Raw genomic sequence first — 18612 nt, 5'->3', positions numbered from 1 at the left:
CCGTTTTTTGTTGAATATATAATTAGAACTATCAAGGTTTTTCGGATAGCGGCAGAAAGATATCGCCTTCATCCTCATAGATATGAGCAAGTAATTTTCACTATTTGTGGTTTAGTGAGATTAAGAATTGGTTCATTGGTTTTGCCAGCTTTATCCTCATGTTTAAAAGTAGGTGGCTGATGAATTAATTATCAAGATTTTTCTGGGCTATACTATCACTAATTGTCTCTAGCCCTCATTATTACGTTGACCCTGGCTTTTACTGAAACCATCTCTAAGGCAGACACAGACTGCTTTTTAAATTTTCGGACAAGTCTAAAGAACAAGGTTGTACAATTTTGCTAGTTACCCACGACAACCGCATCCTCGATATTGCCGATCGCATCATTTATATGGAAGATGGTCAGTTGAAGACCGATGGCACAGATTCTATACAACAAGCAACCAAGTAGGCACCTTAAGTTATATACCAAACTGCTGTAGGGTGTATTACCGCGTTAGTGTGATTGCTTTCTCATTTCAGTACATCGTGCATTCATTTTGACGTATCGTTGAGCCATTAGCAAGCGATGTCTACGACGGGCTACACCTACGCCTTCAATTCATTCAGCAAAAATCAATCGTTCAACGGCTTGCTGTACTAATATAGTCGTATAAATTAGGTTTCTAGCTCTGGTTATGACAACTCAATTTTCCTGGACTAAACAGTGGTATCCTATTATTCCTTTAAGCTACTTAGATATTTTGAATCTCACTTCTATCACTCTTCTAGGGAAAAAACTGGTGATTTGGAGAGACAAAAATCAAAAGTGGATAGTAATGGATGATGTTTGTCCTCATAAGTTGGCGCGACTATCTATGGGAACCATCACTGAAGATGGAAACTTAATGTGTAGACATCACGGTTGGTGTTTTAACGGTGAAGGGAAATGCACTAAAATTCCCATGTTGGCTGGTAGCCAAGCAGAAGTAACTGCTTGTGATAGTTTCAGATCAAGAGTTACAACATATCCTACACAAGTTATCCAAGAATTGCTTTGGGTATGGCCAGATGATAGTTTAACAGCTTTTGAAGATTGTAACTCAAAGCAGCCAGCTACCATACCTGAGTCAGAACTAGATATATCTGCCACCTCCTGGCACATGACAGAAGTTCCAGTTGGTTACACCGTGTCTCTTGAAAGTACTTTTGATCCTTCTCATGCAGAATTTCTTCATGAAGGAATAGGTGTTTTTTCACCTAAAACAGCTGTGCCTATGGAATATTTTGAATCTGTTGGAGAAATATCTGCTCAAGAAGGTTTTACTCTCAAACATCAAGGCTACAATCTCTTCAACAAAGATATGGAGGCGATGCGAAAGTTTACTCCACCCTCTAGTAATACTACTATATATCGTTATCCCAACGGCAAAACTATTATTTTTCAGTTGTATTTTGTTCCTACACAACCAGGTTACTGTAGATACATTGGCAAGTTTATTTCTGATGGAAGTTCAGTTAAAAGAAATTTTTGGGATGAGATGCTCCCAAAGGATTTACAAACTGGGTTACAGCACTTATCTACATACAAGCTAAGTGACCAAGATTTATCAGCTATGCATTCTCAGGAAGTGAATCAGTCATCATTAGATAAAAAATGGCAAAGGGCATACTTTATGCCTTCTCCCTCTGACGTGGGTATTATAACTTTCAGAAAATGGCTAGACGAATTTGCTGGGGGTAGTCCTTCATGGCAAGGGTGTGTAGAAGGAAGTGTTAAACAATTGAGTGATGAGCAACTATATGAGCGATGGCATAGACATACAAAGCATTGTCCAAGTTGTCGTAATTCTCTAGTTTTTCTAGAAAAGGTACAAAATTTTGCTAATATTTGCATTGTTATCTTTGCATTGTTAACATTGGTTTTTATCTCCATAGGTGTTCACCTAAGTTTAGTATTGATATCAACCATGATTGCAGTCTTGAGTTGTTTTTTATCATATAAATCGAACGATATCAAGCAGCTTTTTCTTAGTAGTATTCCCAATAGAGGTTTACCTTTGGTTAAACTTTATGGTGGCAATGCAAAAAAGTGAATTGAAGAAGAATTCAGAAGCGGAGCCGGAGACGCTACGCTATCCGCTTTTTCGGTCAAAATTCATTCTGAATTCTGGCTCCTGACTCCTGAATTATATTCGATAAATTATACTGCGACAAAAAATATCTAACTAAAAAACTGAATGAGACTGTTGACAATAAAGAAAACGCCAATTCCACTCAAAAGAAAGGGTAAACTTTTGCTCAACCAACGATTTATTCGATAATAAAATCCTTCTAAATAACTAATAGACTTGTCATTTAATACCAGATAGACAGCAACTATCATTAATAATGGAAAGATAAAAATCAAATCGTATAATGCCCAAATTAATATAAATATTGGGATTGAAAGATGGGCATCATTCATTTGCTTGAGGGCAGCAATATGAGGTAATGCAGTTGGAGTTTCCACAGCGACAATAGTAAAACCTAAGAGAAAAGTGTGCAGTGGCTTGAGTGAATGAGGGTGTAAGGTTTTTGTAGAAGCGTTAAAAATTTTTGGTGCGTTACATCCTACAATCAATAGTCCGATTCCGGCAAAGAATTGTAATCCATAAATACTCTCGCCAACAGAATTTAGAACTTCTTGAATTACTTGTCTCATACCCCAAGCAATTAACAGTCCTGAAATCAAAAGTCCAACATATTCCCCAAGTGTAAAAGCTAATGCACGGATAACAGGCTTCGGTGTACTCAGTAGATAAATTTGCACTGCAAAGCCATTAGGATTAATACTACCAATTACTGAGATTGCTACCAGAGAAAGTAAAAAAGAACTCATATTTGAATAGAAAATTAGTTTTGAATTTTGTTAGTAAATCTTAGAGGTTGTTTTAAAAGTGGTTGGCTGTGATTTTAGGGACTTGTTGATCCCCCGCTCAATTGGGGGGAACTGGAATCAAATTCCCCCAATTGAGCGGGGGATTTAGGGGGATCTAAATGTTTTGCTACCGACTAGAGGACTTATAAAACATCCTCTTAAGGGACTTCCAAATAAAAAAATATCCAACTATTTATTGTGGGGTGGGCGTCTCGCCCGCCCAGTAATCAAAGGCGCTCATGTTGCCCACCCCACAAGATTGGATAATTTTTTTCTTGGAACTCCCTAATTAGGATGGACATAATAAACTACTGCTCATCTTGTTTGTCCTACAGTAATTTTATTTTGACTTTCTAAATCAATACGCTTTGGTTAAGGCTCAAAACTAAAACTAGTGTAGGTTTGTTTGAGGAACGAAACCCAACATGATCAACCATTTGTTAGGTTTCGCTATTGCTCAAACCAACCTACTATTTTTCTTAACCCAAGCGGATTGTTTTCTAAAAGACTTCTTACAGTTAAGTAAAATATATCAGAGATTCCCGACCCCATACCCCAGAAAAAAGAATAAATCACTTTAAAGTCTTATCAACCACACACTTTGGCGGTTGAGTACATTATTAATACATATTAATAGATGCAGGATTGCAGATGAGATATTAATAGATGCAGTATTTGTTGAAAGATAAATTATCCTTTGATCGCGGAGTAAATCCTACCGCTAAATCTTTAACGCATACAATACGCTCACTTTCTAATTTTGGTTATTTGTAATTCTTCTACTCACACCTTCTGATCATCCAGCTTAGAGGCGGGGACAAAAATCATCTTATGAACAAAACCTTTGCAACCATTGATGGCAATGAGGCTGTCGCCCGTGTTGCTTACAAATTAAATGAAGTCATTGCCATTTATCCTATCACCCCCTCTTCAGCGATGGGTGAATGGGCAGATGCTTGGTCAGCAGAAAGTCGTCCCAACCTCTGGGGTACTATTCCCAGCGTCGTGCAGATGCAAAGCGAAGGGGGAGCGGCTGGTGCTGTGCATGGGGCATTACAAACAGGTTCCCTGAGTACCACCTTCACGGCATCTCAGGGATTATTGTTAATGATCCCCAACTTCTACAAAATTGCTGGTGAGTTGACTAGCGCTGTGGTTCACGTTGCCGCCCGTTCTTTGGCTACCCATGCGTTATCAATTTTTGGCGATCATAGCGATGTGATGGCAGCTCGTGCTACTGGTTTTGCCCTGCTGTGTTCGGCTTCGGTGCAGGAAAGTCAAGATTTTGCTCTCATCGCTCATGCTGCTACCCTAGAGACGCGAGTCTCCTTTATGCACTTCTTTGACGGCTTCCGCACATCACATGAAGTGCAGAAGGTAAAATTGCTTTCAGATGATGATTTGCGATCGCTCATCCACGATCGCCTAATACTCGCCCACCGCAGCCGTGCCCTCACCCCAGATCGTCCCGTATTGCGCGGTACTGCCCAAAACCCCGATGTCTACTTCCAAGGACGTGAAGGCGCTAACCTTTACTACAACGCCTGTCCAGAAATTGTCCAGCGCATCATGGATGAATTTGGAGAACGCACGGGAAGACGTTACCAAGTCTATGAATATTATGGTGCTAAGGATGCCGATCGCGTTATCGTTCTTATGGGTTCAGGCTGTGAAACCGTCGAAGAAACGGTAGATTATCTTAACGCCCGTGGTGAAAAACTTGGTGTAGTGAAAGTCAGACTTTACCGCCCCTTTGATGTCCAAAGGTTTGTTGCAGCATTGCCAACTAGTGTAAAAGCGATCGCAGTTCTTGACCGCACCAAAGAAGCCGGTAGCGCCGGGGAACCGTTGTATTTAGATGTCGTGGCTGCTATCCATGAAGTATGGGGAATGGGGCATGGAGAGAATGAAAAATTACCTCTTTCCCCTCTGCCTAAAATCATCGGTGGTCGTTATGGTCTTTCTTCTAAAGAATTTACGCCGGCGATGGTGAAGGGTATCTTCGATAATCTCGCGCAAAGCCAGCCGAAGAAGCATTTTACTATCGGTATTAATGACGATGTTACTTACACTTCTCTAAGCTTTGACCCTAATTTCTCTACAGAATCGGACAATGTTGTTAGGGCAATGTTCTATGGGTTGGGTGCTGATGGCACTGTTGGGGCGAATAAAAATTCTATCAAGATTATTGGTGAAGAAACCGATAATTACGCCCAAGGCTACTTTGTCTATGATTCCAAAAAATCTGGCTCAATAACCGTCTCTCACCTACGTTTTGGGCCAAAACCAATTCGCTCTACTTACTTGATTGACCAAGCCAACTTTATTGGTTGTCATCACTGGGGATTTCTAGAACGCATAGATATTTTGAAGGCTGCTATTCCTGGGGCGACTTTGTTGCTTAACAGTCCATACAATGCAGATACCGTCTGGGAATATCTGCCGGTGAAGGTGCAGCAGCAAATTATTGAGAAGCATTTGAAGTTATACGTAATCAATGCTAGCCAGGTTGCCCGCGACAGTGGCATGGGTGGAAGAATTAACACCATTATGCAAGTATGCTTCTTTGCCTTAGCGGGTGTCTTGCCACAGGAAGAAGCGATCGCTAAAATCAAACAAGCTATTGACAAGACTTATGGTAAAAAAGGCGTAGAAGTTGTCCGCATGAACCTGCAAGCTGTAGACAACACCTTAGACAACTTGCATAAAGTAGATGTACCACAAACAATTCTCACTCCTCACTCCTCACTCCTAACTCCTAACTCCTCATTTAACTCTGCTCCCGAATTTGTGCGGGAAGTTCTAGGCAAAATCATGATATGGGAAGGTGATGACTTATCTGTCAGCACATTACCAGTTGATGGCACCTTTCCTGTCGGTACTGCCAAGTGGGAAAAACGTAACGTTGCCGAAGAGATACCTGTGTGGGAGGCAGATGTCTGCGTTCAATGTGGTAAGTGTGTGATGGTTTGTCCCCACAGTGCCATTCGCGCCAAGGCTTATCAAGGGGATGAGTTAGTCAATGCACCGGCAACCTTTAAGTCAACTAGTGCAAAAGATAAAGACTTTGCCAATCAAAAATTTACCATTCAAGTTGCCCCAGAAGACTGCACAGGATGTACTATTTGTGTAAATATCTGCCCTGCTAAAAATAAATCTGAGCCATTGCGGAAAGCGATTAATATGGCACAGCAGTTGCCATTACGGGAACAAGAACGGAAAAACTGGGATTTCTTCTTAAGTTTGCCCAATCCTGACAGGCGATCGCTAAAATTAAATCAGATTCGCCAACAACAACTCCAAGAACCTTTATTTGAATTCTCCGGTGCTTGTGCAGGTTGTGGTGAGACGCCTTATTTAAAATTATTAACACAATTGTTTGGCGATCGCGCCGTCATCGCCAACGCTACAGGTTGCTCCTCAATTTATGGGGGAAATCTCCCCACAACTCCTTGGACAACCAACGCCCAAGGACGCGGCCCAGCGTGGTCTAATAATCTATTTGAAGATAACGCCGAATTTGGTTTTGGCTTCCGCCTCTCCCTCGATAAACAAGCTGAGTTTGCGGCAGAATTGTTGCAAAAATTGGGGAGTGGGGAGTGGGGAGTAGGGAATGGGGAAATTCAACAATCAATAATTCCACCTAATTTAGTTGAGTCAATCCTGAAAGCTGAACAAAAATCTGAGGCTGACATTTGGGAACAGCGCGAAAGGATAGAACTGTTGCAGCAGAAGTTAGATCAAATCCTAACACTCAATCCCAATCTCAAATCTCAAATTCAAAATCTCAAATCCCTTGCAGATTACTTGGTGAAAAAAAGCGTCTGGATTGTTGGCGGTGACGGCTGGGCTTATGATATTGATTTTGGCGGTATCGATCATGTAATCGCCAGTGGTCGAAATGTCAACATCTTGGTAATGGATACAGAAGTGTATTCTAATACAGGCGGTCAATCTTCCAAAGCTACGCCAAGAGCAGCAGTTGCTAAATATGCCGCCAGTGGTAAACCTGCACCTAAAAAAGACTTGGGTATGATTGCCATGACCTACGGAAATGTCTACGTAGCGAGTGTAGCCCTTGGTGCTAGAGATGAACATACCCTCAAGGCATTTTTGGAAGCAGAAGCTTATGATGGCCCATCACTGATTATTGCTTACAGCCATTGTATCGCCCACGGCATTGATATGACCACAGGGATGAATCATCAAAAAACTTTGGTAGAATCAGGTCGTTGGTTGTTGTATCGGCATAATCCAGAGTTGCTCAAACAGGGTAAAAATCCTTTGCAATTGGATATGCGATCGCCTACGCAATCTGTAGAACATTCGATGTATCAGGAAAATCGCTTCAAAATGCTCACTAAGAGTAAACCCGATGTAGCCAAGCACTTGTTAGAACAAGCGCAAGCTGAGGTAGATGCCCGTTGGCAGATGTACCAATATCTGGCAAAACGCGAGACTCTCTAGATATCTTGCAAAACTCCCTAACACCCCACCCCTTAATCCCCTCTCCACCTGCGGGGCTAGTGTCTTTGCTAATGACTAACGACAAATAACTCATAAAAACTAACACCGGAGAAATGATGGCAAATTCAACTTTTAACCTTTCGGATCTCAACGGCACTAACGGCTTTACCATCAACGGCATCAATACAGGTGACTTGTCAGGCGGTTCTGTCAGCAGTGCGGGAGACATCAACGGCGACGGCATCGACGACCTGATTATTGGGGCACTTGGTGCCTCCCCCAATGGCTTCCAATCTGGGCAGAGCTATGTGGTGTTTGGTAGCAAGGGCGGTTTTGATGCCCAATTTAACCTCTCCACCCTCAACGGCACTAACGGCTTTGCCATCAACGGCATCAATGCAAATGATTTTTTAGGCAGGTCTGTCAGCAGTGCGGGAGACATCAACGGTGATGGCATCGACGACCTGATTATTGGGGCATCAGGTGCCTCCCCCAACGGCTTCAACTCAGGGCAGAGCTACGTGGTGTTTGGCAGCAAGGGCGGTTTTAGTCCTCAACTCAACCTCTGCACTCTCAACGGCACTAATGGCTTTGCCATCAACGGCATCAATACAGGTGACTGGTCAGGCTTTTCTGTCAGCAGTGCGGGAGACATCAACGGCGACGGCATAGATGACCTGATTATCGGCGCAGAGACTGCCTCCCCCAATGGCCACTATTCAGGACAGAGCTACGTGGTGTTTGGCAGCAAGGGGGGTTTTGATTCCAGTTTCAACCTCTCCACCCTCAACGGCACTAATGGCTTTGCCATCAACGGCAATACAGGTGACTTGTCAGGCGGTTCTGTCAGCAGTGCGGGAGACATCAACGGCGACGGCATTGACGACCTGATTATCGGGGCATATACTGCCTCCCCCAAGGGCTTCCAATCAGGGCAGAGCTATGTGGTGTTTGGCAGCAAGGGGGGTTTTGATTCCCAATTCAACCTCTCCACCCTCAATGGCACTAACGGTTTTGCCATCAACGGCATCAATCGAGGTGACTACTCAGGCAGGTCTGTCAACAGTGTGGGAGACATCAACGGCGACGGCATAGATGACCTGATTATCGGGGCACGCTTTGCCTCCCCCAACGGCTTCCAATCAGGGCAGAGCTACGTGGTGTTTGGCAGTAAGGGAGGTTTTGATTCCCAATTCAACCTCTCCACCCTCAACGGCACTAACGGTTTTGCCATCAATGGCATCAATGAAAATGACAGGGCAGGCGGTTCTGTCAGCAGTGCGGGAGACATCAACGGCGACGGCATAGATGACCTGATTATCGGGGCACCCTTTGCCTCCCCCAACGCCCGCTATTCAGGGCAGAGCTACGTGGTGTTTGGCAGTAAGGGAGGTTTTGGTGCCCAATTCAACCTCTCCACGCTCAACGGCACTAACGGCTTTGCCATCAACGGCATCAATGAAAATGACAGGGTAGGCTACTCTGTCAGCAGTGCGGGAGACATCAACGGCGACGGCATCGACGACCTGATTATTGGGGCAATTAATGCCTCGCCCAACGGCTCCTTATCCGGGCAGAGCTACGTGCTGTTTGGCAGCAAGAATATAGGCAGTGGCAGCACCATTAACCTCACAGGAACCCCTGGCGCAGATACCCTTGTAGGCACAATTGGCAACAACATCATCAACGGGTTAGCTGGTAATGATACACTCACAGGCAACGGTGGTCAAGATAAATTTGTGTTTCGCCCAGGAGAAGGCAATGACACCATCACCGACTTTAGTGGTATAGGTAAAGGTTCAAACCCATCAACAACAGTAATTGCCAACGTTGATACCCTGGAATTTACCGGAGCCGGATTAACTGCCCGAAATCTGCTACTAACTCCAAATGGCAACAACTTAGAAGTCACCTTTGAAAATGTGGCTAACACCAAAGTCACTCTGCAAAACTTCCTCTTAGAAAACCTAGATAACCTGCCAGCAACTTCTTCAAGACCTGCAATTGGCAATATTTTGTTTGATGGGCAAACCAGCATCACCGACAGCTTTGATGTCATTAATGCCAACTCCACTCAAACTAGCATTTTCAACAAAAACACTGTCACCTTCCTCAATGACTTAAATAATAACATCAAAGGTTTTGACAACTCCAATGATGTGATTAATGGTCAAGGGGGTAATGACATAATTAATGGCTTGAGTGGCAATGACCTCCTCAGAGGCGGTAATGGCAATGATACCCTGATTGGTGGTGCGGGTAATGATATTCTGGTTGGCGGTGCCGGTGCTGACAGTTTCCTTTACAATACCAATGCGGCTTTTAACAGTTGTGCTATTGGTGTCGATACCATTAGTGACTTCAACAGTTGCCAAGGTGACAAGATTTTATTGGATAAGACGACCTTTGGTGCAATTACCTCTGTTGCGGGAATAGGTTTTAGTAACAAGAGTGATTTTCAAGTCACTAATCAAGCAGCGACTAGCACGGCGAAAATTGTCTACGACCCTTTGAGTGGGCAATTGTTCTACAACAAAAATGGCAGTGCGGCGGGTTTTGGCAGTGGCGGTCTATTTGCGACTCTAACTGGTGCGCCAACTCTCACGGCATCTGATTTGGTGTTGCAAGCCTAGTTTACTTGAAATATGGTGTTCCAAACTTGGAATAGCATATTTCAACTTGGTAGCTTTGAAACTGATTCTTTAACATAATTTTTTTGGATTCTTTAAAGATTATTGATGGTTAATCACACCCACCTACTTGTAATTTAAGAAACACTTCATACTTCAACTGACACGGGCGTAAACGTAGTCGCGGGTGCGAGAATCCACGGGGTTAGTAAAGATTTTATTTGTAGTACCAAATTCAACCATTTGAGTAATGCGATTTTCATTACTATAAAAGAAAGCCGTAAAATCAGATAAGCGAGTAACTTGCTGCATATTGTGAGTAACAATCACAATTGTCAACTCAGAGCGCAAATTATTGATCAGATTCTCAATCTTCATGCTACCTATAGGATCAAGACCTGAACAAGGTTCATCCATTAACAGAACTTTCGGTTTGACTGCTAAAGCACGGGCAATACATAATCTTTGTTGTTGACCCCCAGAAAGCTCTAAAGCGGACTTGTGCAGCTTATTTTTCACTTCATCCCAAAGTTCAGCAGCTTTGAGGGCAGATTCAACAATTCCATCTAATTCTGCTTTCGGATGCCATCCAACTAACTTCACCCCATAAGCAACATTATCGTAAACGCTCATGGGGAAAAGATTTGGCTTCGGAAAAACCATACTTACTTGGCGACGTAAGCGACTGATGTTGACACGACGCTCATAAATACTCTGTCCAAAAAATTCTACTTTTCCTTCAACCCTTACTTCTCCTTCTAGTTCACTCATGCGATTTAACGATTTAAGAAAAGTAGACTTGCCACAACCACTAGAACCAATAATTGCCGTGACTTGGTTTTGGTAAATATCCATTGACACGCCTTCAACTATCTCTTGAGTGTCGTAATAGAAGCTGAAGTTTTTGACTCTGATGGCTGGAATTAGTTTACTCATATTCCCAAAACGTGTGAAACAAAATTTGACTAAATAAGTAGTACAAATCAGCGTTGCTGTTTCACTATGTTACCCCCAAAAGGGTATATTCATGGAAATTACGTAGTTATATAGTAGTCAAGCAGCAGATAACCTGGTATTAGATATTTATATTCAGATTTTGTCTCAAAATTTATCTTTTACAGACTTTTTATTATGTTTAACCTCAAAACTTTTTGGGTTTTGAGGGTTCACTTTGGGGCTTTCAGCCAGCATGATTGTAATTTTTTTAACCCCAATTTTACGAGTATCCTCTGGCGCTAGATGGTTTGACAAAAATCATTAAGTCACGCTACGACATACCTTAACCGAAACGCCCTGAAATGTAGTCGCGGGTACGGGGGTCTAGTGGATTGTTAAAGATTTGCTCTGTAGCGCCAAATTCAACCATTTGACCAATCCGACTTTCATCGGTGCTAAAGAAAGCCGTAAAATCAGAGACGCGAGCGGCTTGCTGCATATTGTGGGTAACGATCGCAATTGTCAACTCAGAGCGCAAACTATGGAGCAGTTCTTCAACTTTCATGGTAGCAATGGGGTCAAGAGCCGAGCAAGGCTCATCCATTAGGAGAACTTTCGGCTTGACTGCTAAAGCACGGGCAATACATAATCTTTGTTGTTGACCACCAGAAAGCCCTAAAGCTGATTTATCCAGCTTATCTTTCACTTCATTCCAAAGAGCAGCGCTGTGAAGTGCAGATTCAACAATTTCATCTAATTTTAATTTTGAATACCTGCCTGCTATTCTCATACCGTAGGCAACATTTTCGTAAATGCTGATGGGAAAAGGATTCGGTTTTTGGAACACCATACCAATTTGGCGGCGTAACCGATTGATGTTGACACGAGAAGCATAAATATTCTGACCAAAAAATTCTACATCTCCTTCAACTTTCACTGGCCCTTCTAATTCGCTAATGCGATTAAGAACTTTGATGAAGGTAGATTTACCACAACCACTAGGGCCAATAATTGCGGTTACTTGATTCTGACAAATATCCATTGACACCCCTTCGATCGCCTTTGTTGTGCCATAGTAAAAGCTGATATTTTTAACTTTGATAGCTGGAATTAGGTTACTCATGCTTTCTCAAGGTGCGAAACAAAACAAAAATTTATCTTTACTTGATTCTTCTCTGCCTAATAACTAAGCGAGAGAGAATACTGACAGATAGAATTAAGCTGAGTAGAACTATAGCAGTAGTCCATACTAATTGGTTTCTTTCGGGGTCGGGGTCGTTGTAGAGGTTAAAAATCAATACTGGTAAGGAAGCTGTTGGACTTAACAATCCTTCTGACCAATCTAGACTAAATAAAGCAGTAAAAATTAAGGGTGCTGTTTCACCGGCAGCACGAGCTACAGCTAATAAAATCCCTGTAGTAATTCCGGGGATTGCAGCAGTTACAACAATACGAAAAGTAGTTTGGAAGCGAGTTCCCCCCAACGCAGTGGAGGCGAGGCGTTGAGATATGGGAATAAGTTTTAAGGATTCTTCTGTTGTTAATATAATCACTGGTAGCATAATCACGCCTAAAGCAAAACCACCTGCGATCGCACTAAATCCTTTAGTGAGCAAAACGATTATACCGTAAGCGAATATACCTACAACAATTGAAGGTACACCTGTCAAAATACTACTAATAAAACGAACAAATCCAGCAATTGGGTTGGTTTGACCAAATTCTGCCAAGAAGATTCCTGTCATTATCCCTGTGGGAATGCTCAAAATAGCACCAATTACTACCATGATTATGGTTCCTAGAATAGCATTGCCAAAGCCATTGTCAATCACTGCTTTGACAAACATATCTGATTTCAATCCAGATATTCCCCGGACGATAATTTCCCACAAAATTGATAATAAAGGAATGAGTGCTAGACCTGTCAAACCAAAGGCGATCCCATTCATTGCGTAAGTAAATATTACTCGTTCTGTAGGCAGAGGACTACATAATTCTCTCGCCAGAGATTCATCAGTTTTTGACTGGATGTAACCACTCATAAGTTTTACAAATTTCTCTTAATAAACGTCTTACTACACTGACGTAACTTAGCTACAAAGGCAGTGAAATCATTCATTTATAGTAGGGGTAATTCATGAATTACCCCTACATTTCATATTTGATCCGTAAGTCATAACTGAGAGAAACAATCATATCTAAAATTAGGAAATAAAATTGGTTTTTGTTAACATAGATGGGTGAAAAATTATCGCAGACTGGCATAAGGTACACTAAGATAGGATTATTTATTTTTCCTACCAACCCACTTCACTAATAGTACAGCACCAATGTTTACAGCTAAAGTCAACCCAAACAAAATCAATCCCAAATAGCTTAAAGCACCTATATGCAATCCCGGCTCGGCTTCGGCAAATTCATTAGCTAATACAGAGGGAATTGTATAACCTGGATCGAGTAAAGAAGCACTGATTTGAGCAGAGTTGCCAATGACCATAGTGACAGCCATTGTTTCACCCAACGCACGTCCTAATGCGAGCATTGCTGCACTCACCATTCCCGAAAATCCAGCTGGTAGCAAGACCCGAAAAATTGTTTCCCAACGGGTGCCACCTAAAGCCATAGATGCGCTACGTAATTCTTTAGGGATAGCCATTAAGACATCACGAGTGATTGCTGCCATTGTGGGCAAAATCATGATGGCGAGAATAATTCCAGCAGTCAACATATTTGTGCCAGAAGGGTCTTGTGTATTAAATAGTGGTATCCATTTAAAAGTGCTGGCTAGCCACTTTTGTAGAGGTTCTATAACTGGAATGAAAACAAAAATTGCCCACAAACCAATAATTACACTGGGAATTGCTGCAATTAATTCTACAACAAATGCTAAGATTGTTCGCAGCGATGAAGCTAAGAAATTTTCACTCGTGACTAAGGCTACTGCTATTCCCACTGGGACAGCTAATAAAATAGCGATCGCACTACTTACCAAAGTTCCATAAATATAGGGTAGTGCCCCAAAAATCTTATTACCTGTATCCCAATCTTTCCCCCACAAAAACCCTAGTCCAAACTGCTTAATGGCTGGTAGAGCTTCGGAGAAAATTACCCAACTCATCACAAATAACACTGCAACGGTGAGCGCGGCAAAAAAGTATACTAGCCGTGTAAAACCTTGGTCAAACCGGAGATTTGTGTCGCCGATAGCTGTGAGATTGAGATTTTCATCGTCTAGATTTGAATGATGTGATGAATTTTGGTCGGCGGGTTCAGATGAATTTGCCATTACAAATCAATACAGTAGATTTTTTTAGTACCAATGGGATGACAATACTGCTCGGTTCAGAAAATCCCCCAAGCTAAAATCTTAAATAGAAATGCGAAATATTGCGTTTCTACTAAGATTAATGCTAACAATCCTTAACCGAGCAATATTGAGTAGGTTGGGCTGTTTGCCCATCCTAACTAGGAGAAGAAAGTAGTAAGATTACAAATTAAGGCTTAACAGTGCTATTAACTGTCTGAAGTACCCGATTTGCCACGTCAGATGGAATCTTAGTGTAGTTGAGGTCATCGTTATATTGTTGACCATCTTTAAGTACCCAATTAATCCATTTTTTGACAGCATCAGCTTTAGAAGCATTAGCATACTGTTTATAAACCATCATCCAGGTGAGACCTACAATCGGATAACCTTGTGCTGGCTCTCCTACAAAAACGCGGTAGTTCTCTGGAAAAGTCACAGTTGATAAAGCTGCATTTGCAGATTCTAAAGAAGGAGCAACAAATTCTCCTCGCTTATTTTGTACCAGTGCTGATTTCAGATTATTTTTGACAGCATAGGCATATTCTACATAACCAATAGAACCGGGAGTGCGAGATACTATTGCAGCTACCCCTGGATTGCCTTTGCCTTTGAGGACGTTTGGCAGATTCCATTTGGGAGCAGTGTTAGCTCCAACTCTGCCTTTAAAATAACCGCTAGTAGCGCTTAAGTGATTAGTAAAAATGAAAGTTGTACCGCTACCATCGGCACGAACAGCAAACTTAATTGGTTGATTTGGTAGATTTACACCTGGATTATCAGCTTTAATTTTTGAGTCATTCCAATTGGTAATTTGACCTGAGAAAATTTCTGGTAGTACTTTGCGGGACAATTTGAGTTCATTAACGCCCGGAAGATTGTAAACAACAGAAACAGCACCACCTGCTGTGGGTACTAAAATTACACCGTTTTTGACTTGAGCGATTTCATCATCTTTCATTGCAGCATCACTACCACCAAAGTCAACGGTTCCACTGATGACTTGACGAATACCGCCGCCACTACCAATTCCTTGATAGTTAATTTTCAAGTCTGGATATTTCTTCTTAACTTCACGAGCATACCGTTCGTAAAGGGGAGCCGGAAAAGTTGCTCCTGCCCCGTTGAGAGTTTCAGCTTGGGCGATCGCACCAAAAAATGGACTAAGTGCAACAGAAGTTGTCACCAATGAAGTAGCAACGACACGATTCAAGGTGGTGGTCGAAAAAATCATATTACCTCTGACTAAAGGAATCTTTTCCTGCTGTAATTCCAGCCTTAAAATAAGTTACATTTTTTATGGTTAAAGTCAATTTAACGATTGATAAACAAAAAATTAACCCGTGTTTAAATATTGCTGATAAATGTAAAATCTGTTTACCCTTGTTCAAGCTATTATTCAAGCACATCAAGGGAAATTAAATGTAAAAAGCGAATTAGGTAAAGGCAGCATTTTTACAGTTCAATTACCTTTGGATGGAGAACATCTCACTTTTTGAAGCGGCTGAAACAGACATTAAAGTTTTTTAACCCGCCTACGCGGGTTTTGCCTGTGTAAAGGCGGTTAGAAACCGCCCTTTTAGCCTTAAGTTGACTTCATCCCAATGCCAGCGCCATAAATTAGCGGATTGACTCTTGACAATTCCAGGTAAACCAATGGCTTGTCTAGGTGCATTGGTAGCTAGTAAAATAGCAGTCTCCACATCACAAATCCCCCACTTCACCAAATTCTGCACTCCCACTAATAGGGGTAAAGTTGTCCCCGATAAGGTGCCATCGGCGAGTCGTGCGGTACCATTTTTAACTTCAATTTGCCGATTGTCCCAAGGATACAGGCCATCGGGTAAACCCAAAGGTGAAAGGGCATCGCTGACGAGGAACAGTCCTTTTTCTTGATAGCTAGCGCGAAGTAAAATTTGCAGCATTGTGGGCGAAACGTGTTCACCATCAGCAATAAAACCACACATGACATCAGGATGGGTAATTGCTGCCCCTAATAATCCTGGTTCGCGGTGATGTAATGGTGGCATGGCATTGAAGGCATGAGTTACCATCGTTGCACCGAGTTCAAAGGCAAGTTGCCCTTGGGCAGATGTTGCCTGAGAATGTCCTAAGCTAACGGTAATCCCCAAGGAACGCAAATATGGAATTACTTCGCCAGTGGGATCTAATTCTGGTGCTAAGGTAATGACTTTTACAACGTGGGCATAATCACCCAAAACCCGCTTTACCTCGTCAATTGTTAAGGGTAACAGGTACTCTGCGGGGTGTGCGCCGCGCTTTTGGTAATTCAAAAATGGCCCTTCTAAATGTACTCCGAGAATCTTGGCACCTGCTTGGGGACTGAGGATAATATCAGCAATCACAGCAAGCGATCGCTGAATCTTTTCTACTGAAGTTGTCACAAGTGTCGGTAAAAATCCATCTACCCCGGCATCCCACAAAAATTGCCTTATTTTCTGGAGCTTATAGGCATTTTCAGCCGTCAAATCAGGAAATGCCAATCCCAATGCACCGTTAATTTGCAAATCAACCCCACCCAATGAAATCCAGTCGCCTGCTACATCGATGACAGATGTACATCTGTGCGCCCCGACTGTACCCATTGGCAAGATTTGCTCAATTATGCCCTCTTGATTAACCAAGAGCATCTGCAAATCTTTGTAACCAGGCACTCTAGCATTGATAATATCTACAGGATTTTGTGTTGCTTGGGTCATCACACTGACGAGAAGAGAGCTAAATCTCATCCGATTTTAGATGAAACAATCAGCAATTAATCCAAAATCCTTCGACTGAGCGTAGCCGAAGTCCAAAATCCAAAATCCAAAATTCTATGACTCCCCTAGTTGGTATTATCATGGGCAGCGATTCCGATTTGCCCACTATGAAAGATGCGATCGCAGTTTGTCAAGAATTTGGCGTTGAAAGCGAAGTGGCGATCGTTTCTGCTCATCGTACCCCAGAACGCATGGTGCAATATGCTCAACTTGCACACCAACGCGGTATTAAAGTAATTATTGCTGGTGCCGGTGGTGCAGCCCATCTGCCGGGAATGGTGGCGTCTTTAACTCCACTCCCTGTGATTGGTGTTCCTATACCCACCCGTAACTTACAAGGTGTGGATTCTTTGTATTCTATTTTACAGATGCCTGTGGGTATTCCTGTGGCAACAGTAGCGATCGGTAATGCCAAAAATGCCGGACTCCTAGCAGTACAAATCCTCGCAACTCACCAACCAGAATTGTTAGAAAGAGTGCAACAATATCGCCAAACCTTATGTGAGTCAGTAATTGCAAAGCAAGCAAAACTAGAACAACTCGGCTATGAACAATATTTACAGCAGATGTTTTAATGAATGTAATATTAAGGGATTTCCAAGAAATAAATTATGCAAATAAACGAACCACAGAGGCGCAGAGAACACAGAGAGAGGAGAAATACAGAGGTTTTTGCGTCAGTTTTGGAATATTTTTTTCTTTGGAAGTCCCTAACACCAGAGCAGCAGGGAAGCAGAAGGTCTTTCCCCAATGCCCAATGCCCGAATGGCACGCTTGTAAAGCCCAAAGACTTATGTAGCCTCGTTCCCAGCCTGGAGGCTGGGAATGTATTCCGAGAGGGCTGCTGCCTCTCATCAAGAAAGAGGAACCAGCTCGGGCAAAGCTTATAGCTTTTCTTAGTGCCATTCCTCCATGCCCTATTTCCCATAACAAATGACTAACCAAACTATTCGCATTGTTGCCCGTGTTATTGCTTTGCCTAACAAAGTAGAAGAACTAAAAGCTGTACTGTTGGAACTCATTGAGCCAAGCCGTCAGGAAGCTGGTGCGATCGAGTATAAACTTTTGCAAAACCAAGACGATCCAACAAACTTTACTTTTGTAGAGGAGTGGACTTCTGATGAAGTCCTGAATACTCATCTAGATTCACCACATTTCCAAGCAGCAGCAGCCAAACTCGAAGGTTTATTGACTGCTGCACCAGATATCCGCCGCTACCATCTTCTGGCATAGTGTCGTGTTGCTAAATTGAAGCAGACTCTTTATTGTTGGGGATAAATTCTCAGATTGAAGCGATCGCTCCAGAATCATGCAGCATTCTGAAGTATCTTGATCTTGAGACCTTAGTCAAAAATTGAGAGCTGCAACATCCATGTGCCAACTGCTCGGAATGAATTGCAATGTTCCAACGGATATTTGCTTTTCTTTTGAAGGGTTTTCTGCACGGGGAGGAAAAACGGATGATCATAGCGATGGTTGGGGCATTGCTTTCTTTGAAGGGTGCGATTCGTTGATTAGTGAATCACGGTAATCAGTCCGTAAATAACTAATCCAGTCCGACAGCAGATTACTGTCACCAAAGGGCTGAACTCTCG

Annotated in this window: 12 protein-coding genes and 1 pseudogene; 6 read left to right on the top strand and 7 right to left on the bottom strand. The window is 42.4% G+C overall.

Annotation, left to right across the window (positions count from 1 at the left end):
- Window positions 1-678: 678 nt before the first annotated feature.
- Window positions 679-2076 carry an aromatic ring-hydroxylating dioxygenase subunit alpha gene (locus V7K97_RS23435; RefSeq protein ID WP_334803389.1) on the top strand — a complete coding sequence of 466 codons (1398 nt, stop codon included), beginning with the start codon at window positions 679-681 and terminating at the stop codon, window positions 2074-2076.
- A 128-nt stretch (window positions 2077-2204) separates the two neighbouring features.
- Here the strand turns inward: V7K97_RS23435 and V7K97_RS23430 are convergent, their stop codons facing one another.
- Window positions 2205-2861 (bottom strand): GAP family protein, encoded by a 657-nt coding sequence (locus V7K97_RS23430; protein ID WP_334803388.1) that lies wholly within the window; start codon window positions 2859-2861, stop codon window positions 2205-2207.
- Window positions 2862-3731: 870 nt separating this feature from the next.
- On the opposite strand from V7K97_RS23430, the gene nifJ reads away from it, so the two are divergent.
- Window positions 3732-7367, top strand: coding sequence for a pyruvate:ferredoxin (flavodoxin) oxidoreductase (gene nifJ, locus V7K97_RS23425; RefSeq protein ID WP_334803387.1), 3636 nt, complete (start codon window positions 3732-3734; stop codon window positions 7365-7367).
- Between the two features lie 116 nt (window positions 7368-7483).
- The gene (locus V7K97_RS23420; protein WP_442936888.1) at window positions 7484-10000 is read left to right on the top strand and encodes a beta strand repeat-containing protein; all 2517 of its coding nucleotides are present in this window, start codon (window positions 7484-7486) and stop codon (window positions 9998-10000) included.
- A 153-nt stretch (window positions 10001-10153) separates the two neighbouring features.
- Here the strand turns inward: V7K97_RS23420 and pstB (V7K97_RS23415) are convergent, their stop codons facing one another.
- The 6 genes from pstB (V7K97_RS23415) to nagA all read right to left on the bottom strand — a co-directional run bounded on the left by pstB (V7K97_RS23415) (window position 10154) and on the right by nagA (window position 16957).
- Window positions 10154-10933, bottom strand: coding sequence for a phosphate ABC transporter ATP-binding protein PstB (pstB, locus tag V7K97_RS23415; protein WP_334803385.1), 780 nt, complete (start codon window positions 10931-10933; stop codon window positions 10154-10156).
- A gap of 343 nt (window positions 10934-11276) precedes the next feature.
- Window positions 11277-12056 (bottom strand): phosphate ABC transporter ATP-binding protein PstB, encoded by a 780-nt coding sequence (gene pstB, locus V7K97_RS23410; RefSeq protein ID WP_334803384.1) that lies wholly within the window; start codon window positions 12054-12056, stop codon window positions 11277-11279.
- Window positions 12057-12093: 37 nt separating this feature from the next.
- Window positions 12094-12975: a phosphate ABC transporter permease PstA gene (pstA, locus tag V7K97_RS23405; RefSeq protein ID WP_334803383.1), complete on the bottom strand. Its 882-nt coding sequence runs from the start codon at window positions 12973-12975 to the stop codon at window positions 12094-12096.
- A 242-nt stretch (window positions 12976-13217) separates the two neighbouring features.
- The gene (gene pstC / locus V7K97_RS23400) at window positions 13218-14219 is read right to left on the bottom strand and encodes a phosphate ABC transporter permease subunit PstC (RefSeq protein WP_334803382.1); all 1002 of its coding nucleotides are present in this window, start codon (window positions 14217-14219) and stop codon (window positions 13218-13220) included.
- Window positions 14220-14427: 208 nt separating this feature from the next.
- Window positions 14428-15471, bottom strand: a complete 1044-nt coding sequence (gene pstS, locus V7K97_RS23395; protein ID WP_334803381.1) for a phosphate ABC transporter substrate-binding protein PstS — start codon at window positions 15469-15471, stop codon at window positions 14428-14430.
- A 301-nt stretch (window positions 15472-15772) separates the two neighbouring features.
- The gene (gene nagA / locus V7K97_RS23390) at window positions 15773-16957 is read right to left on the bottom strand and encodes an N-acetylglucosamine-6-phosphate deacetylase (protein ID WP_334803407.1); all 1185 of its coding nucleotides are present in this window, start codon (window positions 16955-16957) and stop codon (window positions 15773-15775) included.
- A 116-nt stretch (window positions 16958-17073) separates the two neighbouring features.
- On the opposite strand from nagA, the gene purE reads away from it, so the two are divergent.
- The 3 genes and pseudogenes from purE to V7K97_RS23375 all read left to right on the top strand — a co-directional run.
- The gene (gene purE / locus V7K97_RS23385; RefSeq protein WP_334803380.1) at window positions 17074-17592 is read left to right on the top strand and encodes a 5-(carboxyamino)imidazole ribonucleotide mutase; all 519 of its coding nucleotides are present in this window, start codon (window positions 17074-17076) and stop codon (window positions 17590-17592) included.
- 358 nt (window positions 17593-17950) lie between these two features.
- Window positions 17951-18250 carry a putative quinol monooxygenase gene (locus tag V7K97_RS23380; RefSeq protein ID WP_334803379.1) on the top strand — a complete coding sequence of 100 codons (300 nt, stop codon included), beginning with the start codon at window positions 17951-17953 and terminating at the stop codon, window positions 18248-18250.
- A 139-nt stretch (window positions 18251-18389) separates the two neighbouring features.
- Window positions 18390-18518: pseudogene (locus tag V7K97_RS23375) on the top strand (class II glutamine amidotransferase); the annotation flags it as partial.
- Window positions 18519-18612: the final 94 nt, after the last annotated feature.

It is taken from the genome of Nostoc sp. (assembly GCF_036917815.1).
Classification (GTDB): Bacteria; Cyanobacteriota; Cyanobacteriia; order Cyanobacteriales; family Nostocaceae; genus Nostoc.
Note: the sequence above shows the minus strand (reverse complement) of the source record. Positions and strands in the feature narration are given on the sequence as shown.